17 protein-coding genes and 1 pseudogene are annotated in these 14,776 nt (G+C 49.9%); 8 read left to right on the top strand and 10 right to left on the bottom strand.

The window, feature by feature from the left end:
• Positions 1 to 28: 28 nt before the first annotated feature.
• Positions 29 to 1,330, bottom strand: a complete 1,302-nt coding sequence (gene rstB / locus BHE85_RS15645; protein ID WP_000732524.1) for a two-component system sensor histidine kinase RstB — start codon at positions 1,328 to 1,330, stop codon at positions 29 to 31.
• A 3-nt stretch (positions 1,331 to 1,333) separates the two neighbouring features.
• Positions 1,334 to 2,053, bottom strand: a complete 720-nt coding sequence (gene rstA / locus BHE85_RS15640; RefSeq protein ID WP_001092499.1) for a two-component system response regulator RstA — start codon at positions 2,051 to 2,053, stop codon at positions 1,334 to 1,336.
• 125 nt (positions 2,054 to 2,178) lie between these two features.
• On the opposite strand from rstA, the gene BHE85_RS15635 reads away from it, so the two are divergent.
• Complete coding sequence (locus tag BHE85_RS15635; RefSeq protein WP_032337529.1) at positions 2,179 to 2,502, top strand: GlpM family protein; 324 nt, start codon at positions 2,179 to 2,181, stop codon at positions 2,500 to 2,502.
• Here the strand turns inward: BHE85_RS15635 and folM are convergent.
• The 3 genes from folM to ydgH form a co-directional block, all read right to left on the bottom strand.
• Entirely contained in the window at positions 2,499 to 3,221 is a 723-nt protein-coding gene (gene folM / locus BHE85_RS15630) for a dihydromonapterin reductase (RefSeq protein ID WP_000513665.1), read from the bottom strand. The genes BHE85_RS15635 and folM overlap by 4 nt on opposite strands.
• A 36-nt stretch (positions 3,222 to 3,257) precedes the next feature.
• A complete protein-coding gene (locus BHE85_RS15625) occupies positions 3,258 to 4,640 on the bottom strand; it encodes an amino acid permease (RefSeq protein WP_000412386.1) in 1,383 nt (460 codons plus the stop codon).
• A gap of 185 nt (positions 4,641 to 4,825) precedes the next feature.
• The gene (gene ydgH / locus BHE85_RS15620; protein ID WP_000769322.1) at positions 4,826 to 5,770 is read right to left on the bottom strand and encodes a DUF1471 family protein YdgH; all 945 of its coding nucleotides are present in this window, start codon (positions 5,768 to 5,770) and stop codon (positions 4,826 to 4,828) included.
• 523 nt (positions 5,771 to 6,293) lie between these two features.
• Here ydgH and pntA point away from each other — a divergent pair.
• Complete coding sequence (gene pntA, locus BHE85_RS15615; RefSeq protein WP_004983892.1) at positions 6,294 to 7,826, top strand: Re/Si-specific NAD(P)(+) transhydrogenase subunit alpha; 1,533 nt, start codon at positions 6,294 to 6,296, stop codon at positions 7,824 to 7,826.
• 10 nt (positions 7,827 to 7,836) lie between these two features.
• Positions 7,837 to 9,225 carry a Re/Si-specific NAD(P)(+) transhydrogenase subunit beta gene (gene pntB / locus BHE85_RS15610; protein ID WP_000014034.1) on the top strand — a complete coding sequence of 463 codons (1,389 nt, stop codon included), beginning with the start codon at positions 7,837 to 7,839 and terminating at the stop codon, positions 9,223 to 9,225.
• A 23-nt stretch (positions 9,226 to 9,248) separates the two neighbouring features.
• Here pntB and tqsA read toward each other — a convergent pair whose 3' ends face one another.
• Positions 9,249 to 10,283: an AI-2 transporter TqsA gene (gene tqsA, locus BHE85_RS15605; protein WP_001118224.1), complete on the bottom strand. Its 1,035-nt coding sequence runs from the start codon at positions 10,281 to 10,283 to the stop codon at positions 9,249 to 9,251.
• Between the two features lie 134 nt (positions 10,284 to 10,417).
• Between tqsA and BHE85_RS28450 the strand changes: the two genes are divergently transcribed.
• The 3 genes from BHE85_RS28450 (at position 10,418) to mdtI (ending at position 11,376) form a co-directional block, all read left to right on the top strand.
• Positions 10,418 to 10,588 carry a protein YdgV gene (locus tag BHE85_RS28450; RefSeq protein ID WP_087613518.1) on the top strand — a complete coding sequence of 57 codons (171 nt, stop codon included), beginning with the start codon at positions 10,418 to 10,420 and terminating at the stop codon, positions 10,586 to 10,588.
• Positions 10,589 to 10,694: 106 nt separating this feature from the next.
• Positions 10,695 to 11,060: a multidrug/spermidine efflux SMR transporter subunit MdtJ gene (gene mdtJ, locus BHE85_RS15595; protein ID WP_000276149.1), complete on the top strand. Its 366-nt coding sequence runs from the start codon at positions 10,695 to 10,697 to the stop codon at positions 11,058 to 11,060.
• Positions 11,047 to 11,376: a multidrug/spermidine efflux SMR transporter subunit MdtI gene (mdtI, locus tag BHE85_RS15590; RefSeq protein ID WP_000046661.1), complete on the top strand. Its 330-nt coding sequence runs from the start codon at positions 11,047 to 11,049 to the stop codon at positions 11,374 to 11,376. The genes mdtJ and mdtI overlap by 14 nt, the downstream gene beginning before the upstream one ends.
• Before the next feature lie 38 nt (positions 11,377 to 11,414).
• Here mdtI and BHE85_RS15585 read toward each other — a convergent pair whose 3' ends face one another.
• The 3 genes from BHE85_RS15585 to asr all read right to left on the bottom strand — a co-directional run bounded on the left by BHE85_RS15585 (position 11,415) and on the right by asr (position 12,798).
• A complete protein-coding gene (locus BHE85_RS15585; protein WP_001260831.1) occupies positions 11,415 to 12,236 on the bottom strand; it encodes a trypsin-like serine peptidase in 822 nt (273 codons plus the stop codon).
• A gap of 99 nt (positions 12,237 to 12,335) precedes the next feature.
• Positions 12,336 to 12,419: a small membrane protein YdgU gene (gene ydgU, locus BHE85_RS15580; protein ID WP_000233090.1), complete on the bottom strand. Its 84-nt coding sequence runs from the start codon at positions 12,417 to 12,419 to the stop codon at positions 12,336 to 12,338.
• Positions 12,420 to 12,510: 91 nt separating this feature from the next.
• Positions 12,511 to 12,798, bottom strand: a complete 288-nt coding sequence (gene asr, locus BHE85_RS15575) for an acid resistance repetitive basic protein Asr (RefSeq protein WP_004983745.1) — start codon at positions 12,796 to 12,798, stop codon at positions 12,511 to 12,513.
• A gap of 255 nt (positions 12,799 to 13,053) precedes the next feature.
• Between asr and BHE85_RS28445 the strand changes: the two genes are divergently transcribed.
• On the top strand, positions 13,054 to 13,173 hold the full coding sequence (locus BHE85_RS28445) for a KPN_01571 family protein (RefSeq protein ID WP_001299090.1): 120 nt from the start codon (positions 13,054 to 13,056) through the stop codon (positions 13,171 to 13,173).
• Positions 13,174 to 13,221: 48 nt separating this feature from the next.
• Here the strand turns inward: BHE85_RS28445 and BHE85_RS28075 are convergent.
• Positions 13,222 to 14,474, bottom strand: a pseudogene (locus BHE85_RS28075) (MFS transporter).
• 137 nt (positions 14,475 to 14,611) lie between these two features.
• On the opposite strand from BHE85_RS28075, the gene BHE85_RS15565 reads away from it, so the two are divergent.
• On the top strand, positions 14,612 to 14,776 hold a 165-nt coding region (locus tag BHE85_RS15565; RefSeq protein WP_047664789.1), incomplete at its 3' end, for an IS1 family transposase.

Below are 14,776 nucleotides of genomic sequence, written 5' to 3'. Positions count from 1 at the left end.
TGGTGACTTGACCATCGTGCGCGTAGTGTCAGGCAGAGGTAAATTGCGGGATGTTATGCCATAACGGCCAGCTAAACGAGAAGCGAGCACCACCCAGTTCGCTGGTGTCACAATTAACCGTACCGCCCATTGCCAGTGCTATAGAGTGGACAATTGCCAGCCCCAGCCCGCAGCCGCCGGTTGAGCGATCCCGGCTGGGATCGAGGCGAACAAAAGGTTCAAAGATATGTTCGCGGTTTTCTGGGGCAATCCCTGGGCCATCATCCTCAACAATTAATGTCGCTCTATTCCCCGACAGTAGCAGGCTGGTTTCAACCGTTGAATGGCAGTACCGCAGGGCGTTATTGAGCAAATTATCCAGCACGCGCTCCATTAAGCGCATATCCAACGCCGCATAATGGCCTTGCACGAGCGTTTTTATCCGTACCGTTTTATCGGGCGTTACTGCCTGAATATCTGCCAGATGCGTTGACAGCCACAACGGCAGGTCTGGTTCGCTAAGATGAAGCTCGTTTTGTGGGCGATCGAGTCGGGCATAAGTCAGCAGCTCTTCAATTAAAGCTTCAAGTTGACTGATATCACGATTCAACGCCTGGGACTCGGCGGCGCTCAGGTTATCGCTCATCTCCAGTCGATAACGCAGGCGCACTAACGGTGTTCGCAGTTCGTGAGCGATACCGTCAATAAGCTGTTTTTTGCTGGCAATCAAGGCGTTGATATTGTCCGCCATCTGGTTAAATGCGATACCAAGTCGTTCAAAGCTCGAACCCTCATCAAAGTGGATACGCTCATAGAGATGCCCATCGCCAAATCGTTGCGCCGCTGCTTCCAGTTTTAACATATCCTGCCAGTGCGGACGCATCCAGATAAACACCGGAAAGGCGAGGGAAATAGCAATAAAAGCGATCAGGGCGATATCCAGCAATCGCATCTGATGGAGATAATAAAGATAAGGAACAGGACCAACTGCCAGCACGTAGTGGCTGCGCGGGATACGCTGCAAAAACGTGTACTGATCGTCCAGGGCGACAATTTCGCCGCCACGCAGTCGGTGCATGGAAATATCATCAAGATGGTATTTACTCAGTGGCTCGACACGCAGATCGAAAGAGAGATTTAAATCCATCTCTTTCAGCGTCTTACCCCAGTCGTGTGGGGGGATCTCACGCAATTCGCTGCGCATCAGATACAGCGAACTGTTCATCAAATCATCCAGCGACTGTTTGCCCGCGCGTTCGGCGGTAAATTTGTACACCAACCCAACCAGCAGAGACATCACAAGGAAGCAGACAAACAATAACAGGTAAAACTGGATAAACAGTTTTTTCATCGCTTATTCCCATGCATGAGGCGCAAAAAGATAGCCTTTGTTACGCACAGTTTTAATGCGATAAGGTTCTGCGGCGTTATCGAGCAGTTTTTTTCTTAACCGCGAAATAGCCACGTCCACGTTACGATCCAGTCCGTCATAACTGACGCCGCGTAAATTTTTCAGCAATGCATCGCGGTCCATGATTTGCCCGGCATGGGTAGCTAATTCCCACAATAATTCGAAATCAGCTGTCGAGAGCGAGATTTCAGTGTTAGCCAGGGTGACTACGCGGTTGATGGGATCGATGGTCAACGTGCCGAAATGCAGGGCTTTGTAGGGAGTCAGAGACGTTTCCTGAAGACCTTTGGTCAGTGTGGCTTGCTCATTCTGACGCAAATGCAAACGTAAACGCGCTAGCAAAACAGCAGGGGGCATCGTTTTGAGAATATAGTCGCAGGCACCCATTTCCAGTGCCAGGATGTGGTTCATATCGCTATCGAGAGAGGTTAGAAGAACAATCGGTCCAGACCACTTTGCGCGTAAATCACGACAAATGGTAATGCCGTCCTTGCCTGGTAGCATGATGTCGAGTAACACCAAATCCGGATTTTCTCGCAAAATGGTTTCTTCGGCCTGGTCGCCGCGCGGCTCTACGGTAACCTGCATATCATGTTTTGCCAGGTACGCGGCAATCAGTGAACCGACTTCCGCATCATCTTCCACAAATACGATAGTGTTCATAACATTCACGGTAGATATAAAAACGTCACAATACACCGCGCTGTTTTTACTTACTATCAATCGTTTCTAAACAAGTTTTCATCAGGTATTCTACTGATGACTTGTTATGGAAGTGTTAAGGTAAAATCAAAGCCGCGCTCGGTGCGCTGGTAGTGCTGTTGATTGGTGTTTTAGCAAAAACGAAAAATTATTATATCGCCGGGCTGATTCCACTTTTCCCGACCTTTGCGCTTATCGCGCATTATATTGTTGCCAGCGAACGCGGCATTGAAGCCTTACGCGCAACCATCATTTTTAGTATGTGGTCGATTATTCCCTATTTTGTTTACCTGGTGTCGCTGTGGTATTTCACCGGAATGATGCGCTTGCCCGCCGCTTTTGTTGGTTCTGTTGCGTGTTGGGGGATAAGCGCATGGGTGTTGATTATATGCTGGATAAAGCTGCATTAACGCAGATGACGACCGCCATCAAGTGGGAAACTGCGTCCGGTGACAAAGCAACTGGTAAGTAAGTAATCGACCAGGTCGATCACTTCTTTCTCGCCAGGCGCGGTTTTCATCAGTGATTTATTCAGCGCCTGTTGTCGATATTCGGCATCATCATGTTCATTAAACAGGATCAGCGATGGAGCAATAGAATTCACTTTCACTTCCGGTGCCAGCTTGCGGGCAAACGAGCGGGTCATATTATCCAGTGCCGCTTTGCTTGCAGCATACGCAATATGCTTGTCGCTACCGCGCTCCACCACATAATCGGTAAAGTGAATGATATCGCTGGCGGCGTGTCCGTGCCCACGCAGTAATCTTTCCAGCGCATGGTTGAGCAGGTATGGGGTATTAACGTGGATCTGCATCATGCAAGCCAGTACGTCGGCCAGTGGCGCACCCAGTTTTTCCGCCATCCACGCACTGGCGTTATGCAAAATAGCACGCAGACCATGGGTGCTTTTTAGTACTTCATCGGCAAACGCCATCACACCGTCGTTGGTCGAAAAATCAGCCTGAATACACTGCGCACCTGCCTTAATCAGTCCATCAATGGCTGGATAGTGCGTCCGATAGCTGACAATCACCGGTTGCTTTTGATTAATGAAATGCCAGGCGAGGGCGAGGCCGATGCGACGACCTCCGCCAGTAATTAATATTGGCAAGGGCTGGGCTTTACCCATCGTTATCTCCTTTGCTATCCAACGATGGGATGAACGTTATCCCACCAGCATCCAGGTCGCCGGAACTGAGGCAATTAACAGCATGCCAATCAGCACCATTTCCTGACGGTTCAGTACATTATCATGTGTATGCGTTTTGCGCGCATACAGGAAAACCAGCAGCCCCGGCGCATACAGAACAACGGATAACAGCAAGTGCATTGGACCAGAGGCGTACAATAACCATAAGCCATAAATGCAGGCACCGACACCTACCGCTTTATGCAGTGGACGGGTTGCGATTTTCAGCAAGAACGCGCCGACCAGGAAATAGGGCACCAGAATCATTTCTGAGGCGATGGTCAGCAACGTGTTGTAATCGGAACCGGTCAGCCAGATGAGTACCAGACAAATTTGCACGCAGATGTTGGTCAACCACAGTGAGGCGGATGGCGCAGCTTGTGCGTTCTGGCGCGCAAAAATGCGTGGGAATGCTTTATGAGTGGCAGCCAGGAACGGAACTTCTGCCGCCATGATGGTCCAGCTTAAGTACGCGCCGCAAACGGAAACGATCAAACTGGCAGCGATGATGATTTCGCCCCATGGTCCCATCATTTCCACCATCAGACCGGCCATTGACGGGTTACGAATTTCAGCCAGTTCAGGACGTGCCACCACACCCAGCGAAAGCAGCGTTACCAGCAAGTAAACGCCCAGAGCGGAGAGAACCGCCAGCAGTGTCGCTTTGCCAACATCACGTTTATTACGCGCACGCGCAGAAACAACCACGGCACCTTCCACACCAATGAAAACCCACAGGGTGATCAGCATGGTGTTTTTCACCTGTTCCCAAACGGGTACGCCAAGTACAAGTCCGGTGAAGTCGAGCTTGAAGGTATCCAGTTTGAACATCATCATCGCCAGCACAACAAACAGACCCAGCGGCAACAATTTTGCCAGTGTCGCCACCAGGTTAATGCTGGCAGCGGTTTGCACCCCGCGCAGGATCAAAAAGTGAACAATCCACAATAAAGCCGATGCACCGACGATCGATTGCCAGGTATTACCATCGCCGAACAGGCGCAATTCCGGCGTGTCCGTAAAAAAGCTTAACGCGGAAAAAACGATCACCAGATAGGAGACGTTGGCGATGACTGCGCACAGCCAGTATCCCCATGCGGAACAAAAGCCGATTAGCTCGCCAAACCCTTCGCGGGCATAGGTAAAGATACCGCCGTCAAGTTCGGGACGAATGCGCGTGAGGATCAGCATGGCAAAGGCCAGCAATAAAATGCCAGCGCCAGTAATACCCCAGCCGATGAGCAGTGCTGCCGGGCTGGCAACTGCCGCCATATTTTGCGGCAGACTGAAAACACCCGCGCCCAGCATTGAGCTTAATACCAGCGCGGTGAGTGCGCTCAGTCCCAGTTTCTTTTCCATCGATATCCAGTGATTAAAACGTGATAAGAAGAATAAATATTAGGGCAAAACGCATAAAAATGGAGTTTGCCACTGAAGCGCGGGATTTTACGAAGAGATGTGTCTGCATGCAATGGTCGCGGGGAAATTTGTGACTAAAAATGCGAAAGGCGGCATCAAGCCGCCTTATAGGAGTAACTGAATAGTTATTTATACAGATCTGCGCTGACGGTCAGGTTATTACCACGTTCCTGCCACTGGCGGGTGATGTGGTAATACTTAGCACCTTTCTTCGCGGCACGTTTCGCAACCTGATAGGAGACTTCGGTCATGTTGCCGTAGTTGCCAGAGAATTTGATGCTATCGAACGGGACCATCATCGCTGCGGTCGCTTTGTTCAGTTCTTCGACTTTAGTGCCATCCGGGAGCGTGACGGTGTAACGCCCGCCTTTTGATGACTGGGTTTCAAAGAAACGACCGACTTCAGAACTTGGTGATGCGGTAGTCGCAACACCTGGGATCTCAACTTTCTTCGCGGCTTCGCCACCGGCAGCCAGAGCTGCACGTCCTGCTTCGGAATCTGCCGGGATCACATCCGGGCTCTGGACGATACGTTTCTTAGCATCTTTTTTATAGATGAATGCAGTAATACGCTGGTTGCCGCCCTGGTTGGCATCGATTTGACGAACGATGTAGAAAGAGTAGGCACCTTTCGCTTTTGCCGCTTTGGTGATGGCATCATTGACTTCTGGCTGGCTACGATAGAAGCCCTGGACGGTGACCGTGTCAAACGGTTCAATCAGAACAGCCTGATCTTTCGGCAGTTCGACAACACCGTTAATTACGCGATTACTTGTTTCTTCTGCTTTTTCAGCATCGGCTTTATAGAGGTCAGCGACCACACGCCAGTTACCGCTGTTACCAAAATCAGAAGTGTCGACAACATAAAAAGAGGCGGCACCTTCTTTATCTGCGCGACGAGAAACGGCTTTCACCGCTTCGCCAATAGCATTAAAACGACCGGTAACCACTACACGGTCAAAAGGTTTAACCGCTGCCGCTTGCTCCGGTGTCAGTTCTGTTGCTGCGTTAACGGAGAATGCCGTAGCAGAAAGCAGTGCCGACGCCAGGAGGGTGTTCTTAAGCTTCATAAAAATAATCCTTCGCCTTGCGCAAACCAGGTACTGGTATTGTTATTAACGAGAAACGTGGCTGATTATTGCATTTAAACGGTGTAACTGTCTGCGTCATTTTTCATATCACATTCCTTAAGCCAATTTTAATCCTGCTCAAATGACCGTCTATGCTTAAAAAACAGCCGTATCAGCATCATTACTACTGAAGCAACTGAATTGTATAAGTTAATTTAATGTTAAGTAGTGAATCGTGCCGGGGCGATGTCTCGTTTTACCCGACCGTCGAAGACAATTATCAGTCTTTATCCGGCGTTCTAAGGTGTTTATCCCACTATCACGGCTGAATCGTTAATATTTTGCGAGTTCACGCCGAAATACTGATTTTTGGCGCTAGATCACAGGTATAATTTTCAGTACGTTATAGGGCGTTTGTTACTAATTTATTTTAACGGAGTAACATTTAGCTCGTACATGAGCGGCTTGTGTGGCTCCTGACACAGGCAAACCATCATCAATAAAACCGATGGAAGGGAATATCATGCGAATTGGCATACCAAGAGAACGGTTAACCAATGAAACCCGTGTTGCAGCAACGCCAAAAACAGTGGAACAGCTGCTGAAACTGGGTTTTACCGTCGCGGTAGAGAGCGGCGCGGGTCAACTGGCAAGTTTTGACGATAAAGCGTTTGTGCAAGCGGGCGCTGAAATTGTAGAAGGGAATAGCGTCTGGCAGTCAGAGATCATTCTGAAGGTCAATGCGCCGTTAGATGATGAAATTGCGTTACTGAATCCTGGGACAACGCTGGTGAGTTTTATCTGGCCTGCGCAGAATCCGGAATTAATGCAAAAACTTGCGGAACGTAACGTGACCGTGATGGCGATGGATTCTGTGCCGCGTATCTCACGCGCACAATCGCTGGACGCACTAAGCTCGATGGCGAACATCGCCGGTTATCGCGCCATTGTTGAAGCGGCACATGAATTTGGGCGCTTCTTTACCGGGCAAATTACTGCGGCCGGGAAAGTGCCACCGGCAAAAGTGATGGTGATTGGTGCGGGTGTTGCAGGTCTGGCCGCCATTGGCGCAGCAAACAGTCTCGGCGCGATTGTGCGTGCATTCGACACCCGTCCGGAAGTGAAAGAACAAGTTCAAAGTATGGGCGCGGAATTCCTCGAGCTGGATTTTAAAGAGGAAGCGGGCAGCGGCGATGGCTATGCCAAAGTGATGTCGGACGCGTTCATTAAAGCAGAAATGGAACTCTTTGCCGCCCAGGCAAAAGAGGTCGATATCATTGTCACCACCGCGCTTATTCCAGGCAAACCAGCGCCGAAGCTAATTACCCGTGAAATGGTTGACTCCATGAAGACGGGCAGTGTGATTGTCGACCTGGCAGCCCAAAACGGTGGCAACTGTGAATACACCGTGCCGGGTGAAATCTTCACTACGGAAAATGGTGTCAAAGTGATTGGTTATACCGATCTTCCGGGCCGTCTGCCGACGCAATCCTCGCAGCTTTACGGTACTAACCTCGTTAATCTGCTGAAACTGTTGTGCAAAGAGAAAGACGGCAATATCACTGTTGATTTTGATGATGTGGTGATTCGCCGCGTGACCGTGATCCGTGCGGGCGAAATTACCTGGCCGGCACCGCCGATTCAGGTATCAGCTCAGCCGCAGGCGGCACAAAAAGCGGCACCGGAAGTGAAAACTGAGGAAAAATGTGCCTGCTCACCGTGGCGTAAATACGCGTTGATGGCGCTGGCAATCATCCTTTTCGGTTGGCTGGCAAGCGTTGCGCCGAAAGAGTTTCTTGGGCACTTCACCGTTTTCGCGCTGGCCTGCGTTGTCGGTTATTACGTGGTGTGGAATGTATCGCACGCGCTGCATACACCGTTGATGTCGGTCACCAACGCGATTTCAGGGATTATTGTTGTCGGAGCACTGTTGCAGATTGGCCAGGGCGGCTGGGTTAGCTTCCTTAGTTTTATCGCGGTGCTTATAGCCAGCATTAATATTTTCGGTGGCTTCACCGTGACTCAGCGCATGCTGAAAATGTTCCGCAAAAATTAAGGGGTAACATATGTCTGGAGGATTAGTTACAGCTGCATACATTGTTGCCGCGATCCTGTTTATCTTCAGTCTGGCCGGTCTTTCGAAACATGAAACGTCTCGCCAGGGTAACAACTTCGGTATCGCAGGGATGGCGATTGCGTTAATCGCAACCATTTTTGGACCGGATACGGGTAATGTTGGCTGGATCTTGCTGGCGATGGTCATTGGTGGGGCAATTGGTATCCGTCTGGCGAAGAAAGTTGAAATGACCGAAATGCCAGAACTGGTGGCGATCCTGCACAGCTTCGTGGGTCTGGCGGCAGTGCTGGTTGGCTTTAACAGCTATCTGCATCATGACGCGGGAATGGCACCGATTCTGGTCAATATTCACCTGACGGAAGTGTTCCTCGGTATCTTCATCGGGGCGGTAACGTTCACGGGTTCGGTGGTGGCGTTCGGCAAACTGTGTGGCAAGATTTCGTCTAAACCGTTGATGCTGCCAAACCGTCACAAAATGAACCTGGCGGCTCTGGTCGTTTCCTTCCTGCTGCTGATTGTATTTGTTCGCACGGACAGCGTCGGCCTGCAAGTGCTGGCATTGCTAATAATGACCGCCATTGCGCTGGTATTCGGCTGGCATTTAGTCGCCTCCATCGGTGGTGCAGATATGCCAGTGGTGGTGTCGATGCTGAACTCGTACTCCGGCTGGGCGGCTGCGGCTGCGGGCTTTATGCTCAGCAACGACCTGCTGATTGTGACCGGTGCGCTGGTCGGTTCTTCGGGGGCTATCCTTTCTTACATTATGTGTAAGGCGATGAACCGTTCCTTTATCAGCGTTATTGCGGGTGGTTTCGGCACCGACGGCTCTTCTACTGGCGATGATCAGGAAGTGGGCGAGCACCGCGAAATCACCGCAGAAGAGACAGCGGAACTGCTGAAAAACTCCCATTCAGTGATCATTACTCCGGGGTACGGCATGGCAGTCGCGCAGGCGCAATATCCTGTCGCTGAAATTACCGAGAAACTGCGCGCTCGTGGTATCAACGTGCGTTTCGGTATCCACCCGGTTGCGGGGCGTTTGCCTGGACATATGAACGTATTGCTGGCTGAAGCAAAAGTACCGTATGACATCGTGCTGGAAATGGACGAGATCAACGATGACTTTGCTGATACCGATACCGTACTGGTGATTGGTGCTAACGATACGGTTAACCCGGCGGCGCAGGATGATCCGAAGAGTCCTATTGCTGGTATGCCTGTGCTGGAAGTGTGGAAAGCGCAGGACGTGATTGTCTTTAAACGTTCGATGAACACTGGCTATGCTGGTGTGCAAAACCCGCTGTTCTTCAAGGAAAACACCCACATGCTGTTTGGTGACGCCAAAGCCAGCGTGGATGCAATCCTGAAAGCTCTGTAACCCTGACGGCCTCTGCGGAGGCGTCACTCTTTATTGAGATCGCTTAACAGAACGGCGATGCTTTGACCTCCCGCTGTTTGTTCAAGCGCAATTTTGACAATAATTGTTAACGGCACGGAAAGCAGCATACCCACCGGTCCTAACAACCATCCCCAAAAAATCAACGACAAAAATACCACCAATGTGGAAAGCCCCAGCCCACGTCCCATGATGCGCGGCTCCAGAATATTGCCGAAGACCAGATTAATCAGCAGATATCCCGCCAGCACCAGCAACGCTTCGTAAAAGCCATTAAACACCAGTACCTGAGCGATAGGGGGGATTGCCGCGAGAACTGAACCAATATTAGGGATGTAATTAAGCGCAAAGGCCAGCAATCCCCAGACAAAAGCGAAGCGAACATCGAGTGCGGCGAGCATCGCCCAGGCGACCAGGCCGGTGATGATGCTGATGGCTGTTTTCAGCACCAGATAATGAGAAACACTGTCAATTGCACGTTGAATCGCCGCCATCCCTTCAACCGGACGCGCCATCATTTGCTGAAATTTTCCGGGCAATTGTGGCACTTCGAGCAGCATAAACAGCACCGTCAGCAGCAATAAAAATATTGATAACATGGCATTAGATAACTGCGTCAATAAGTTGGTGAGCAACGTCATCGCTGCGTTCGGATCAATGTAATGCGCCAGCTGGTCAACTGAGACGTCAATCCCTACGCGTTGCAACAACGGCTCAAGAGCTTGCAGCGGCGTCATAATAGAGTTGCGATATTGCGGTAACGTCCGCGTCAACTCGTTGAGCGCGGAACCCAGATAAGCTAATAGCAACACCATCGCCATCACGATGATGGTCATCAAAATCGACACCGCCAGTACACGCGGCACTCGCCAGCGGACCATGTGTTGCACCAGCGGGTTAAGAATAACAGCAATAAATAATGCGAGAATAAACGGCACGATGATCTCGGCGGCAAAACGGATACCGCAGAGAATAATGACCAGCATTCCCAACATAATGACGATTTTTAGGCCATTGAGCGTGATGATCGGCTTTGCCATGCTTGTCCCCGTTTTTTCTTCCTTTGCTAATAATAATGTCTTTTTCGCTCCGTCATCATAACGAAAATCAAACCGCTCAGGTAAAGAAGTGAAAATATTTTGAGTTAATTCTTAAGCTATGATACAAATCAGGCGTGTTCAACTACCGAGGACAATTATCATCCGCGATGACGAGAAGCAACACTGCGGATAATTGTAATATTATGGACAATTTGTTCAGGACCTTATTTTCAACATTTACCCATCTTTGTACCTCATCCACTATCTTGCTCGTAGGTGAGCAGCACTGGCGCAACGCGCTTTAGTCCTTTCTTCTGCCTAAGCTTGCCCTATGCGCGGGGCTTGACCACTTTACTTTAATTTCGCTGAATTAAGCGAAAATTAAAATAATTCTCTTGCAGGAGAAGGACAATGTATATTTATTGGATTTTATTAGGCCTGGCTATTGCTACAGAAATTACCGGTACGCTATCAATGAAATGGGCGAGCGTCAGTGAGGGAAATGGCGGCTTTATTTTAATGCTGGTGATGATTTCTCTGTCGTATATATTTCTCTCTTTCGCCGTTAAAAAGATCGCCTTAGGCGTAGCTTATGCGCTGTGGGAAGGTATCGGTATTTTATTTATTACCTTGTTTAGCGTTTTGTTATTCGACGAAAGTTTATCGCTGATGAAAATTGCCGGGTTAACCACCCTGGTCGCCGGGATTGTGTTGATAAAATCAGGTACCCGTAAAGCGCGTAAACCTGAACTGGAGGTAAACCATGGCGCAGTTTGAATGGGTTCACGCCGCCTGGCTGGCATTGGCAATCGTGCTGGAAATCGTTGCTAACGTCTTTTTGAAATTTTCTGACGGCTTTCGTCGCAAAATATTTGGCTTGCTCTCCCTGGCGGCGGTGCTGGCTGCCTTTAGTGCGCTTTCTCAGGCCGTTAAAGGGATCGACTTGTCTGTCGCTTATGCATTGTGGGGCGGGTTTGGTATTGCCGCCACGTTAGCCGCAGGTTGGATCTTGTTTGGTCAACGGTTAAATCGTAAAGGCTGGATTGGCCTGGTCTTGCTGTTGGCTGGAATGATCATGGTGAAACTTGCCTGATGAACACGCTGCCCGCACAGTCGGGCAGCGTTTGAACATTATTTTTGCGACAGTTGATCCAGCTTGTCGCGAAAACCGGTAACAGAAATGGCCCGGTTATCGGCGCGCCAGCGATCTTTCGCGGCAGGAGCCGAACTTTGCACCCCAATTAATTGCCAGCCGTCATTGGTATGCAACATCAGAGGCGAACCGCTGTCACCCGGCAAGGTATCGCACTGATGTGACATCACCGACGTTTGCGCCCAGCCAGTCACTTCACAGTTTTGATGACTGTACAACGTATCGAGATGATCTTCAGGGTATCCCGCCTGAGTTACTTTACGGCCAGCCGATTTTAATGCGGCAGTAAGCGCGGCTTTATCTCCCTCAAATAACGGCAACGGTGTAATGCCAGAAGGGGGATTACGTAGCACAATCAATCCGAAGTCCCACGGCGCGGCTGCGGGAGGTACAATCCAACCATCCCCATCTGCTTTTAACCGCTTTCCCAGTGTCGGATCAACGCGGCCTTCTATGTCGTGGATCTCATAGCGCCAAAGACCTTTATTTGACACAAAACGCAGCACCACTGCTTTATCGGCTTTACCCTTTGGAGGTGTCAATAAACAGTGTCCTGCCGTTAATGCCAGATTGGGTGCAATCAGCGTCGCCGTACATAAATTGCCGCTGGCCGTTTCCAGTTGCCCAACCGCATCCCACGGTGATTGGGCCGTGTCATTCACTGGCACACGATCATCATGACCAAAAAACAGGGTGCTGACCTCATCGTTTGCCGATTTGGCAACGTCTGGTTTATCTGCAAACACAAAAGCAGACGTCAAACTAATTGCACCCAACACTACAGCAATGGTTGTACGCATATCACACTCTGGTGGGTAATTATGATTATTAAAAGCAAACCCTCATAAATACTATAGACGGGACGGGATGAAAGTGGGAGTAAAATCAGATAACTACAGTCAGGAAAGATAAAAACGAGCGGCAATCAGTGCGCATAAAATAAGGATGATAAGAATGAACTCAAAGCGATAACGGCCCACCATACTACCCTCCGCTAAAGGCGTGCTAAACGTTACCCGCTTAGCACCGTAATTTTCAGGCGCGAGGGGGCGCGCCAGCATTACTGTTGAAAACTTACGCTGCGGGTTGTGCAGCAGGTTTTGCCGGTTGCTGATGACTGTGTTTCCCGGCGTGTTTCTTCGCTGCCTGCGCTTTTTGTTCAGGGGCTTTCTGTTCAGCTTTCGTATTTTTATGATGCTTTTTAGCTGCCTGCGCTTTCTGGGCAGGTGCTGCTTTATGCTGTTTTTTATGATGTGTCGTTTTCGCCGGCGCTGCTTTGGTGGTCGTCGCAGTCTCTGCAGCAAAGGCGGCAGAAGACAGACCCATAGCAGCGGCAACAACCAGAGCTAATACTTTTTTCATTGTCATACCCTCAATTTGTTTTTTCATTTAACCCCACTGCGGGGCCGTTGAAATAACTATATCCCTGGGAATGGCAGACTTCCGTGAGTGGTTGGTTTCAGCGTGTAACGATATGTACAAACGCTGAATAAATTACAGCATTGATAATAACGTATTGTGACTTAAGGGAAATTTAGCTACCAATAATAGTAGTCTTGATCGGGTTAACTATTTTACTACTTACAAAGCGGTAGAATAACTGCGCATCAGTAATAAATGACACACAGCAAAATGAATCCGTTTATTTGGGTACTTATAATCCTGATGACGCTAGACGCACTGCGGGAATTGGCTGGCGCTTCGTCTATTTTAGGATGGCTATTAACGTTGGTTTGAGCAAGCAATAAGTCCGGACGTGTAGTTACCGCAGTCCGGGCTTATTTTTCAGGCGTGCAGACGACGATGCAAACGCGTCCCGACCAGCAGAGCAATGACCAGCATCAGAGCAATAAATGCGCCGACGCCGTTCCAGCCATAGTTATGCCAGAAAACATCACCCAGCGTCCCGGCAATACTCGACCCCAGATAGTAACTGAACAGATACAGCGAGGAGGCCTGGCCTTTAGCGCGTTTTGCGCGGGGGCCGATCCAGCTGCTGGCAACTGAGTGGGCTGCGAAGAATCCTGCTGAGAAGAGTAACATTCCGGCAAAGATCAGCCACAGCGAGCTGAATAAGGTCATCAGTAAACCAAACAGCATAACCCCCGTCGAAAACAACATCACCGGACCGCGCCCGTAGCGGGTGGTCATGGTTCCGGCTTTGGGTGAGCTCCGTGTACCGGTCAAATAAGCCAGCGATAATAAGCCAACCACGGCCTGACTGACATGCCAGGGGGAAAGCATCAACCGATAGCCGATGTAATTAAACAGCGTGACGAACGACCCCATCAGCAAAAAGCCTTCTGCGAACAATAACGGTAATCCCCGGTCACGCCAGTGCAGACGAAAGTTGATAAACAACGTCTTAGGTCGCAGCGAAGTCGGGCGAAAATGGCGTGATTCCGGAAGGATTTTCCAGAACATCAACGCCGAGGCTAGCGCGAAACAACCGATTGCCGCCAGAGCAATTCGCCAGTTGAAAAAGTCCGTGAAGACACCACTAATTAAGCGTCCGCTCATGCCGCCAATTGAGTTGCCGCTGATATACAACCCCATCGAAAAGGCCACGAAACTGGGGTGGATTTCCTCGCTAAGATAAGTCATGCCAACAGCTGCCACGCCACTTAACGAAAGCCCAATCAAGGCGCGCATAATCAAAATGCCGTGCCAGCTGGTCATTATTGTCGAAATAACGTACAAATGGAGGCCAACAGTAGCGCCGTGACCATCACTGGTTTGCGACCAATGGCATCGGATAGGGGGCCAGTAAACAGCAAACCAATAGCCAACATCGCCGTGGAAATGGACAGTGAAATACTACTGTTCGCGGGGGTTAAGCCAAACTCCTGCGAAAGCACCGGAAGGATAGGCTGCACACAATAGAGGAGTGCAAAGGTTGCCAGTCCGGCAGAGAACAGCGCCAGGGTGACGCGCATAAATTGCGGCGTACCGCGTTTAATAAATTGATTTGGCTGAGAAATGCTTTGCTTGTCAGTGTCGCTTGCCGGAGCGCCATCAACAGTTGTAGTACGGCTCACTTGAAATCCTTGCTAAATATGCCTGTGGATCAGGCTTATACATAGGTTAGGAAAATCGAATTGTTCTGTCTAATATATTAATGGTAATGCTGCCAACTTACTGATTTAGTGTATGATGGTGATTTTAAGGTGCTTGCGTGGCTTCCATTTCCATCAGATGTCCTTCCTGCTCCGCTACTGAAGGCGTGGTGCGTAACGGCAAAAGCACTGCCGGACATCAGCGCTATCTCTGCTCTCATTGCCGTAAAACATGGCAACTACAGTTCACTTACACCGCCTCTCAGCCCGGTACGCACCAGAAA

This window comes from Shigella sp. FC1567 (genome assembly GCF_001743015.1).
Taxonomy (GTDB): Bacteria; Pseudomonadota; Gammaproteobacteria; order Enterobacterales; family Enterobacteriaceae; genus Escherichia; species Escherichia coli.
Note: the sequence above shows the minus strand (reverse complement) of the source record. Positions and strands in the feature narration are given on the sequence as shown.

Excerpts from the sequence above, each read along its gene's own strand:
- rstB (WP_000732524.1), bottom strand. The coding sequence starts at position 1,330 with ATGAAAAAACTGTTTATCCAGTTTTACCTGTTATTGTTTGTCTGCTTC.
- rstA (WP_001092499.1), bottom strand. The coding sequence starts at position 2,053 with ATGAACACTATCGTATTTGTGGAAGATGATGCGGAAGTCGGTTCACTG.
- folM (WP_000513665.1), bottom strand. The coding sequence starts at position 3,221 with ATGGGTAAAGCCCAGCCCTTGCCAATATTAATTACTGGCGGAGGTCGT.
- BHE85_RS15625 (WP_000412386.1), bottom strand. The coding sequence starts at position 4,640 with ATGGAAAAGAAACTGGGACTGAGCGCACTCACCGCGCTGGTATTAAGC.
- ydgH (WP_000769322.1), bottom strand. The coding sequence starts at position 5,770 with ATGAAGCTTAAGAACACCCTCCTGGCGTCGGCACTGCTTTCTGCTACG.
- pntA (WP_004983892.1), top strand. The coding sequence starts at position 6,294 with ATGCGAATTGGCATACCAAGAGAACGGTTAACCAATGAAACCCGTGTT.
- pntB (WP_000014034.1), top strand. The coding sequence starts at position 7,837 with ATGTCTGGAGGATTAGTTACAGCTGCATACATTGTTGCCGCGATCCTG.
- tqsA (WP_001118224.1), bottom strand. The coding sequence starts at position 10,283 with ATGGCAAAGCCGATCATCACGCTCAATGGCCTAAAAATCGTCATTATG.
- mdtJ (WP_000276149.1), top strand. The coding sequence starts at position 10,695 with ATGTATATTTATTGGATTTTATTAGGCCTGGCTATTGCTACAGAAATT.
- mdtI (WP_000046661.1), top strand. The coding sequence starts at position 11,047 with ATGGCGCAGTTTGAATGGGTTCACGCCGCCTGGCTGGCATTGGCAATC.
- BHE85_RS15585 (WP_001260831.1), bottom strand. The coding sequence starts at position 12,236 with ATGCGTACAACCATTGCTGTAGTGTTGGGTGCAATTAGTTTGACGTCT.
- ydgU (WP_000233090.1), bottom strand. The coding sequence starts at position 12,419 with ATGGTGGGCCGTTATCGCTTTGAGTTCATTCTTATCATCCTTATTTTA.
- asr (WP_004983745.1), bottom strand. The coding sequence starts at position 12,798 with ATGAAAAAAGTATTAGCTCTGGTTGTTGCCGCTGCTATGGGTCTGTCT.
- BHE85_RS28445 (WP_001299090.1), top strand. The coding sequence starts at position 13,054 with ATGACACACAGCAAAATGAATCCGTTTATTTGGGTACTTATAATCCTG.